The sequence below is a fragment of the Sulfurimonas sp. hsl 1-7 genome, from assembly GCF_030577135.1.
Lineage (GTDB): Bacteria > Campylobacterota > Campylobacteria > Campylobacterales > Sulfurimonadaceae > Sulfurimonas > Sulfurimonas microaerophilus.
In genome coordinates this window covers 78656-88215 of record NZ_JAUIRR010000006.1, presented here as the reverse complement: position 1 = coordinate 88215, position 9560 = coordinate 78656, and the positions used below count along the sequence as shown (strand labels likewise).

The following is a 9560-nucleotide window of genomic DNA, read 5'->3' as shown; positions in this document are numbered from 1 at the left end:
ATCAGTAGCTTCAACCCGAAGTACTTCTGACCCTCTTTCGATGGCCTCTCATCGTTTGTGGACGGGAATTATAGGAGAAGTATGCTTAGAAGAAGCTTAACGTTTGAAAGGATTTGAAAGAAATTTACAAATTTGTTAATTTGAAGCTTTTTCAGACTTTTTAGAGTGATTTTACTCTTTTAATTTGCTATATATGTATAGCCGGTTTCTGGAGTTATAGTAACTATTATACTCCCACTCGCACCAGTTAATGTAATATTACAATCTGAAGTAATTAAATTGCTACTAGATGGATACGGAGAACTAAAACTAGAATAGCCACCTTTTAATGGTCTTCCTAAATGATCAAAAGCTAATCCTTTACTATTATTATCTGTACAGTTAGAGCCTAATCCTACATTTGTTATACCATATGTCATACCTAAATTCATAGACCTTGTTGCTTCTTTATTATCATAATGTACTGCACTATCTCCACCTGTTAATTTTTTAGATTTATCTTGAGGGTTTGTAGCAATCTCATTTTTAGAATTAGCATTTCCACTATATGTAGATATAGCATAGCTGTCAGAAAATATTGTATAACTTTCTTCACCATTTGTTTCTGTATTTGAATTTTTAAACTTTAATTGCCATCTACCTCTCCACCATCTATCATCCGGATCTGATGTATTTAAATTATACTTATCATCTACTAACGCCAAATGTTGTGTGTAACGAATATGTGAGACTAATTGAATAGCAGCTTCTCTTACTAAATCTCTCTCTACACGAGGCGTAACAATTGCTGCTAAGATTCCCATAACAATAATAACAAAAATAAGTTCCATCATAGTAAAAGCTTTTTTCATAGCTCTAGTATATCGTAAAAAATTATAATTTGGAAGAAAATGAAAAATTAAGAAAAAAAAGTATTATAAAGAAGGAAAAGCGAAGAGATTAAATCTCTTCTGCTTTTTGTACGTCGTAAAGGATATCGTCCATTGGGTGACGATACATTGGCATTGCAAGACGTTTTTCATCAAGTACGTGACCGATGAAACCGATTGTACGACCAGCAATAAAGAATGCGTTTAGTGTACCAGAAGCGATAAATTCATTGATCTCTTCTTCAGGGTAACCTAAAGCTCTCCACATATCTACCATTAAGATACCGATAGTACCATCAACGTTAAGGATTAAGTTCTCTTTTTTACTTGTAGTTAGAGCTTCAACAGTTCTAGCATAGTCAAGTAATGGAGTTTTAGGGAAATTTTCCGCTGCATAATCCATTAAACCTTTAACACGAAGGTCTGGGTTTTTAAGAGATTTAATTCTATGACCGATACCAGGGATTGGAATACCTAGTTTTTTCATGTGGTTTAAGAACTCTTTTGGAGATAAGTTATTATCATCCGCATATTTGAAATGCTCAGCAGCACCGTCAATCGCACCACCGAATCTTGGACCGATTGTTAAAAGACCAGTTACTAGTGATTCAACAACTGATTTACCAGCACGAGCAGTTACTTTAGCATTGTGCGCACCTGATACTGCCGGACCGTGGTCAGCAACAGTTTTGATTACAGTCTCAATAAAGTCTGTAGCCCATTTTGGATATTGTTTTTTGAACCATAGTAATGAGATAACATCACCGATACCTTTACCTGTACTTGGTAATGCAACAGATGAAATTGGGAAACCAGCGTAAGTAGCTTCTTCACCTCTATCATCAGAGATTGTACAGATAAATTGTTTAGAACGTCTAACTTTTGGTACTACATTCATTTCCGGTTCTGGAATTGGAGCAATATTTAATGACTCATATACCTCTTTGATTTTTGCAGGTAAGTCATTGAATGTTGCAGGTACGTGAATACCAGCTTCAGCCATAGCTTTATTTTTTGCTTCAGCAGTTTCTCTTTCAGCATTTGCAGATGCACCAGCGTGACCAAATTGTACACCAGAATCATAGTACTTAGCAATTGTACCGATACACCATGCGATAATTGGCTTAGTAATTTTTCCAGATTTAACTGCTTCAATTACTTTGTACTCTTCTGTACCACCAACTTCACCTAGTAAAATCATATATTTTACATCTGGATTGTCTTGCATACGAAGAAGATTGTCAATAAATACAGAACCTACGAAACGGTCACCACCGATTGCAACACCTTCTGCGATACCGTCAGCATTGATAGCAATGATGTTTGAAAGTTCGTTAAATAAACCACCTGAACGAGTTACAAGACCACAAGAACCTGTTCTGTGTAATTTTGAGTTTACGATATTCTCAATTGTACCACCAACGTTAGCAATTTTGAATGCACCCGGAGCGATACCACCAACAGTTGCAGGTCCGATAACAACAACACCAGCATCACGAGCAGTTTGGTTCATTTTACGTGCTAATCTTTCAGGGATACCTTCAGCAGTGATCATAATAGTTTTGAAACCACCAATCTCTAATGCTTCCATAGTAACATCATATGCAGTTCTAAAAGATGCAAAGTTTAAAAGTACATCAGCTTGTGGCTGAGCAGCTTTAGCTTCTGCAGTAGTTTTATATGTTGGGATCATAATCTCATCGCCACCCCAGAAAAATTTCTCAAATTTTCCAGAAGCAGTTGGAGCTACGATAGCAGCTACAGATGGTGTTTCTCTTTTGATTGTGTAATCATAGTCTAACATTCTTTGGATAGCAGTTTTGTTGTTATTCCAAAAAATTGCTTGTGTATCTTTAGTAAATAATTGTGCCATTTTTTCTCCTTATGCCTCTACTGCCATTCTTACGATATCAGTTACGTGAGTTTCCGGTCCATATACATCGATCCATAGACCTAGTCTGTCCGCAGCCTCTTTAATATCTTTAAGACCTTTTTCATAGTTTGGTCCACCACGTCTTACGTAGATTTTAATACCAACTTCTTTCATTTTATCTGCATATTCTTCAAATGCTTGGATAATACCTGTAAATGTTTTAGCAACATCTGTAAAGTTAGCGATAGCTCCACCAATGATTAAGATTTTATCTCTACCTTGAGCATCTTTTTCTCTTGTCATAAGATCAAGTAAAGTCTCAGCATAGAATTTTGTCTCACCAGTAGTTGGACCACCAGAGTATTCACCATAGTTAGCAAGGTCATCAATACCTGCCATATCAGCAATAGTATCAGCATATACAACTGAAGCACCACCACCGGCAACCATAGTCCAGATTCTAGCTTCAGGCTTAAGTAATGTAAGTTTTAAAGATGCACCAGTTTTAGCATCAGCTTCTTCAACAGCTAATACTTCTGGAGATTTTTCTTCCATACCGAATGCTGTAGGGTATTCAACATCACCCCATGCATCTACCATCATGAATCCAGCTGTATCATCAAGTTTAGCAACCATATCTAATAACTCGATTTTGTTCCCTTGCATTACAAATGGGTTGATTTCAAGGTATGCAAAGTTTAATTCACGGTACGCTTTGAAAAAACCGATTGCAAATTTTGCAAAGTTTTCTTTATCTTCAGCTTTTACATCTGCAGGAACGTTTGCAGCAATTTTTTCAGCTATCTCTTCTTCAGTTGCAGTAATAGGGAACGCTACTTCAGTAACTTTTTCATCCCAACCTTCTTCAACTTCCATACCACCTTCAGCTGACATATAAAGAACATCATCATCACCAACACATGTTGCAGAGATGTAGTACTCTTCAGATTGATCGTGTGGAGTAAATGGCTCAACAACAAAGTGAGTTAAAAAATCTACTTTTGGATCACCAGTTGGAGTATCACCATCAAATGAGAAATATACACTTTGTTTATCACCAGATTTTTCATCTATCCATGAAGCAGCTTTTGCTAAAGATACATCACCTGGCTTTTGGTCTTTAAATAAAACTAAACCATTTTTACCACGTTTACCAAATAACATATCTGGTTTTGCAACTAGTGGTTTCTCATTTAACCAAGCTTTTTCTTTTGCAGCAGCAGTAAGTTCAGTACCGTTTTGAACCATAACTGTTTCATATGCATAAGTAAAGTCTGGAAAGTACTTATTCCAATGTTTTGCTAAAATCGACTTCGCGTCATATTCTCGTATCGCTTTTTGAGCCATAGAAACTCCCTATTTTGATATTATGAGATTGATTGTAGCATAAAGTTTCTAACAATTATATTCCAGACTAAGCTTACTTATAAAATTAGCTTATTTTGTGTTAACTTTTGTAACACTTGCCTTATAGGCAGGTTTCATTTTGTAACTTATTGTTACATCGGAGTCGATATCACCCTTCAAAGGAATCTCTTCAAGTATAAAATGGTTACATTTTTCAATTCCATAGAACTGTAATCTTTGTTGCATCTTGTAATCAGTGTCAACACAGTTAATCTTCATACTCTCTAACTCTTTTGCCAACTCTTTTGCTACATACATATTATAGAAGAAATGTTTTTTTGGATTATCAATGAAGTGATAAAGAGGTTTATTAAACAAAACTATCAGTGTATTTACAAACAAGAATAGGAATGAAAGTATAAAAATTGTTTGATATCTTTTTCGAAACATTTTTAAACGTACACGATAAGAGTGGATAAAAGTTTGTGCAGCTAAAGGTAAGGCTATCATTAAATAGGGTGCAAAATATTCTATATCTAGTCTTTGTCTAAAAGAGAGTAATAATGAAAAAATCAATGCACTTGTAGCTACATACCAAACTTTATCTATTTTGTCTGCAAGATACTTTCGGTATAAAGCGTATACAAGATATACAAATACAATAGGTGTAAATATTGCACTGTATACAGCTATGGTGTCAAGAAAATGTCCGCTTGGGACTCCATAGATTTGTAATTTGTACATATATGCTGAGATAGCTAATAGTATAAGAGTAAATACAATGTTCTTATAATCTTTAACAAAAATATTGTATATCAGAATTCCTAACAACAGATATGCAAACCCGCCATCTATAAATGCATATATCAGTAATAAAGGGTTAGTGTATTTAGCAGGAAACCTTTGATCCAAATAGATAAAAAGCATCAAACCAAATAGAATTAAAAATGCATGACTAAGTACTATAGCAGCACTTAAAGTACCAGGAAGCATTACATATAATAGTAAAAGCCATAACCTGTTACGTGTAGTTGTTACATACTTCTTTGATATTTCATAGAAAAGTAATGTTGAGATCAGATGTATTAAAATAATCGGTATTCTTAATGTATAGTCATTACTACCGAAAGTAGAAAGTAAAAAATTAAAAAGAGAACTCAAGTATGAATTCTCTTCATATAATATATATGTTTCTGCAGATGAGATGGAAAGATTATCTATCTGAAAAAAGAGGATCGTGACATCAATTCCTAAAATTAGGAAAAAGATGAGTTTTTGTATCATAGTTTTAAAAAGTTTCCTATAATCTCATGACCGTATTGGCTCATTATAGATTCCGGATGGAATTGTACCCCGTAGATATCTCTATCTTTAATCTTTAATGCCATAATCTCATCATCGTCAGTTGAGTATGCCGTCGGTTCTATAATATCCGGTAAAGTATTTTTATCTACGATCAAAGAGTGATAGCGTGTCGCGATAAACTCTTCTGGAAGATCTTTAAAAATCTCACAAGAGATATGTTGTTTCATAGTAGAAGTTTTACCATGCATCATATTTTTTGCACGAACAACATCTCCACCGAAAACTTGCGCAATACTTTGATGTCCTAAACATATACCGAGAATCGGCAGTTTATCTTTAAAATGCTCGATAACTTCTAAAGTAACTCCCGCTTCATCAGGTGATGCAGGTCCGGGTGAGATAATAATTTTTTCAGGGTGAAGTGCTTCAATCTCTTCTACACTCATTTCATCATTACGGATAATTTTTAAGTCAGTTCCAAGTTCACGACAATACTGCACAATATTGTAAGTAAAACTATCATAATTATCGATCATTAAAATCATGTTATATTTTTTCCTATATCTTATACTTCTTCTCTAATTGTATCTAATCTTGAATTTGTTTTTTATAAAGATGTAATCCATGTACACCTAAATTACCATATCTATGATATGAATGAGTCACACTTTGCTCAACGAAATAGTGCATCAATTCAATACGACCATGTGCTACAAAAGGTGCCGAAGCTATATATTTTGCTTCAGTTGCAACTGCATTGAAAATATTTTGAGAAATATTCTCTTTAGATAAAAAACGGATCCTCTCATATTTACTTATTGAATCTATTAGCATCACCTCATCTTCACGAACAACAGTATCATCTTTTCCCAGTATTACTGCTAAACTAGATTCTAACCATTTATATTCAGGTTTTTGAGATAACTTCGGTAATGATATATGCAGTTTTATATCTACCATTTTAATTGCAAAGATACTAGCTAATACTTCAGTAAAATCATCATTATCTTCTAAACGTAAAAGGACACTGTGAACTGCTATGTAGCGAGATACGTTACTTTCACCCCTTATATTTACGTAATCATGATCCGGTAAAAACTCCCGTCTATACCAATAGGAAAATCCGGCAGCATATTCTAAAGCTTTTTGTATCTCTGCTTGAAAATTTTTCTTTTGCGTAAAAAACTTACGTATCTCTTCAATAAACTCCGAAGATTCTTGTTCATCACTGCTGATATTAATACACTCGATGTTCATAAACTGACTCGTGTAGTTAAATCCACCTGCTTTTTTGCCACTTCCTATCGCTGATTTTCGCATACCGCCAAAGGGTTGACGCAATACTATTGCCCCCGTCGTACCTCTGTTTATATAAAGATTACCGGCGATTATGTTTTCTTTCCAAAATGTTATCTCTCGATCATCAAGTGTCTCTAGCCCTGATGTAAGTCCATAGTTGGTACTATTTACAATATCTACGGCATCTTTTAGATTTTCGGCACGCATGACACTCAGAACCGGACCGAAGAGTTCATTCATATGACAGAAGTCCCCTTTTTTAGTCCCCCATCTGACAGAGGGCTTTAACATGTACGGATTTTGCTCATCGGCATACTCAGGTTTTACCAACCACTCCTCTGTATCATCTAAATATGAAAGTGATTTTTTGAGGTTACCGCTAGGAAGATTACTGAGTGTACCTATACGATTTTTAAAATCCCATACGGAACCTGTTTCTAAAGACTCAACTGCTTCTTTGATCGCTTGTTTATACGTCTGATCGTCATACAACTCTTTTTCTAAAACCAATAAAGAGGTTGCCGAACATTTTTGTCCGGAATTGTGAAAGGCTGAGACAAGTACATTTTTAAGTGCCTGATCGCGGTCAGCCATCGCTGTAACAATTGTGGCGTCTTTTCCTCCGGTTTCAGCACTTAGCGCTATATCAGGACGGGATTCTATAATTTTATAGGCACTCTCCTCCCCGCCTGTAAAAATCACATAATCAACATTTTTATCTGGAATAACATACTCACCCACTTCAGAACCCCGTGCAGGAAGATACTGTAGAGTGTTCTTGCTTACCCCTGCGCGCCAAAAACATTGACACAACATATATCCGCAAAGCATTGCATCCTCTGCAGGTTTTAGTATAACGGTATTTCCTGCAGCCAGACTTGCCGCAATCCCGCCAACAGGTATGGCGATAGGAAAATTCCATGGACTTATTACAACACCAACACCTTTAGGAGTTACACTCACCCCTTCTAAAGAGGAGAGTTTTTCAACACTGTAAGGGTAAAAGTTTAAAAAGTCGATCGCTTCACTTACCTCTACGTCTGTTTCACTAAAAACTTTTCCAACTTCAGCTGCTGCTATACCAATAAGGTCACCTCTGGCTTTTCTAAACTCCTCTGCTGCATCCATTAAAATTTTTTGTCTTTGCTGCTGTGAGAGTTCTCTCCAACCGTCAAGATCCTCTTTGGCTGTTTGTACTGCTAGTTGCATATCTCCTAAGGTAGCTCTCGTAAATGAACCTACTTTCTTTTTTTCATGGTACTGGGACTTGTCATAAACTTCATGTATATCCTCTTGATCGTTTCTTTCCACTCCTGCTATAACAGGGTATGCATCTATCCCACCGTTGTCACCGATATTCTTCCATTTGTCTCTGATAGATTCAGCCCATTTCCTGTTTTGAGGTAAAACAAAATCTGTATCGGCTTCATTTCTAAAATGGTAGTTTTTCAGATCTAACTCTTTTTTTTCTTGCTCTTGATTTCTATCTTGTGTACGGTATGGTTTTGACTCAAGAGTATCCATCAGCTCTATTGCATCATCATAACTTTTAAGAAGCACCTCCCACTCAGGAGTATCAACTTTTAATCCGAAGCTATGACGCAGGAAGTTATTTTCTGCCGTATTTTCATCAAAACGGCGAACAAGATATGCAATCGCATTTGTAAATGTTTCTTTTGTAGCTGTGGGTGCATATAAAACTACATCTACCCCTTCACTTTTAAGTGTCTGATATGCAGCTTCACTCATCCCCTCTAACATCTCTGCAGTTAGATACTGTTCAACTTTACGCTCTTTTGCAAGTAAGATAGCGAGAGCATGATCAAAAAGATTATGTGATGCGACACCGGTATGAACGTAAGGTGCTACATCAGGATCTAACAGATAGTTCATTGCAACTTTGAAATTTGCATCACTTTGGGCTTTTGTTGCAAATATTACAGCAGGCCAACCGCGTAAACTGGCCTCTGTAAGCTCCATCTCCTGATTTGCACCTTTGACTATACGTATCTTTATCGGTGCACCGCCATCTTCCACTCTTTGTTTCGCCCAAGATGTTAGATCTTTTATGTAAATCATGGCATCGGGAAGGTAATTTTGTATTACTATCCCTGCATATAGATTTTTAAAACGCTCCTCGGAGAGTAGCGATTTAAAAACATCAATCGTTATCTCAATATCTTTATACTCCTCCATATCAAGATTTACAAACTTATCTCCGTTATTTAACGCAGCTTCATATATCTTTTCAACTCTTTTAGAGAGTTTATCAACACTGTTTTGATGTGCATAAGGGACAAATTGAGAAAAAAGATTGGAGATTTTTATTGAGAGATAATCGATATCTTTATTTTGGAGGATTTTTATATATTTCTCTTGGCGTCTTTGCGCTTCTGCTTCACTGAGGACTATCTCACCGATTACATTGATATTGACCCGCGTACCTTCAGCTTTACGTTTTTGCAGATGTTTTCTCAACAGTTCATCTTCACCCTGTATCACTATACTGCTAATGTCGTTACGAAGATATTTTATAAACAAAGGTACTGAGATAGAACTTACATAGATTCCTATCTCTCTAAAAAGCCAGATAAGGAAGCATTCAAACTCTGAAAAAAAATCAGTCGTGCCATACTTTTCAAAGATATACTCCAACTGGTCAGCAACACGTTTAGTTTCATTTGATCGAAAACTTTGATCCAATAACTCTATTAAAAAAATTTTATTAAGGGGATTATCTAACATCTTGAGCATCATTTGATGAAACTCTTGCTCTTTTGCTTCTCTGGAAACCTCTATCCTCTCCTGCCATTTTCTAGCAAGTTTTTTCACCTCTTCATGTATAGCGGGAGAAATATCCATAGATA

Annotated in this window: 6 protein-coding genes; all 6 read right to left on the bottom strand. The window is 35.8% G+C overall.

What is annotated here, in order from left to right:
* Window positions 1–179: 179 nt before the first annotated feature.
* A complete protein-coding gene (locus QWY88_RS11165; RefSeq protein ID WP_304546479.1) occupies window positions 180–851 on the bottom strand; it encodes a prepilin-type N-terminal cleavage/methylation domain-containing protein in 672 nt (223 codons plus the stop codon).
* 88 nt (window positions 852–939) lie between these two features.
* Window positions 940–2742 (bottom strand): citrate/2-methylcitrate synthase, encoded by a 1803-nt coding sequence (locus QWY88_RS11160; protein WP_304546478.1) that lies wholly within the window; start codon window positions 2740–2742, stop codon window positions 940–942.
* Between the two features lie 9 nt (window positions 2743–2751).
* The gene (locus QWY88_RS11155; protein ID WP_304546477.1) at window positions 2752–4089 is read right to left on the bottom strand and encodes an ATP citrate lyase citrate-binding domain-containing protein; all 1338 of its coding nucleotides are present in this window, start codon (window positions 4087–4089) and stop codon (window positions 2752–2754) included.
* Between the two features lie 90 nt (window positions 4090–4179).
* The gene (locus QWY88_RS11150; protein WP_304546476.1) at window positions 4180–5373 is read right to left on the bottom strand and encodes a hypothetical protein; all 1194 of its coding nucleotides are present in this window, start codon (window positions 5371–5373) and stop codon (window positions 4180–4182) included.
* A complete protein-coding gene (locus QWY88_RS11145; RefSeq protein ID WP_304546475.1) occupies window positions 5370–5939 on the bottom strand; it encodes an anthranilate synthase component II in 570 nt (189 codons plus the stop codon). Before QWY88_RS11145 ends, QWY88_RS11150 begins: the two co-directional genes overlap by 4 nt.
* Before the next feature lie 43 nt (window positions 5940–5982).
* Window positions 5983–9555, bottom strand: coding sequence for a proline dehydrogenase family protein (locus QWY88_RS11140; protein WP_304546474.1), 3573 nt, complete (start codon window positions 9553–9555; stop codon window positions 5983–5985).
* Between the last annotated feature and the right edge of the window lie 5 nt (window positions 9556–9560).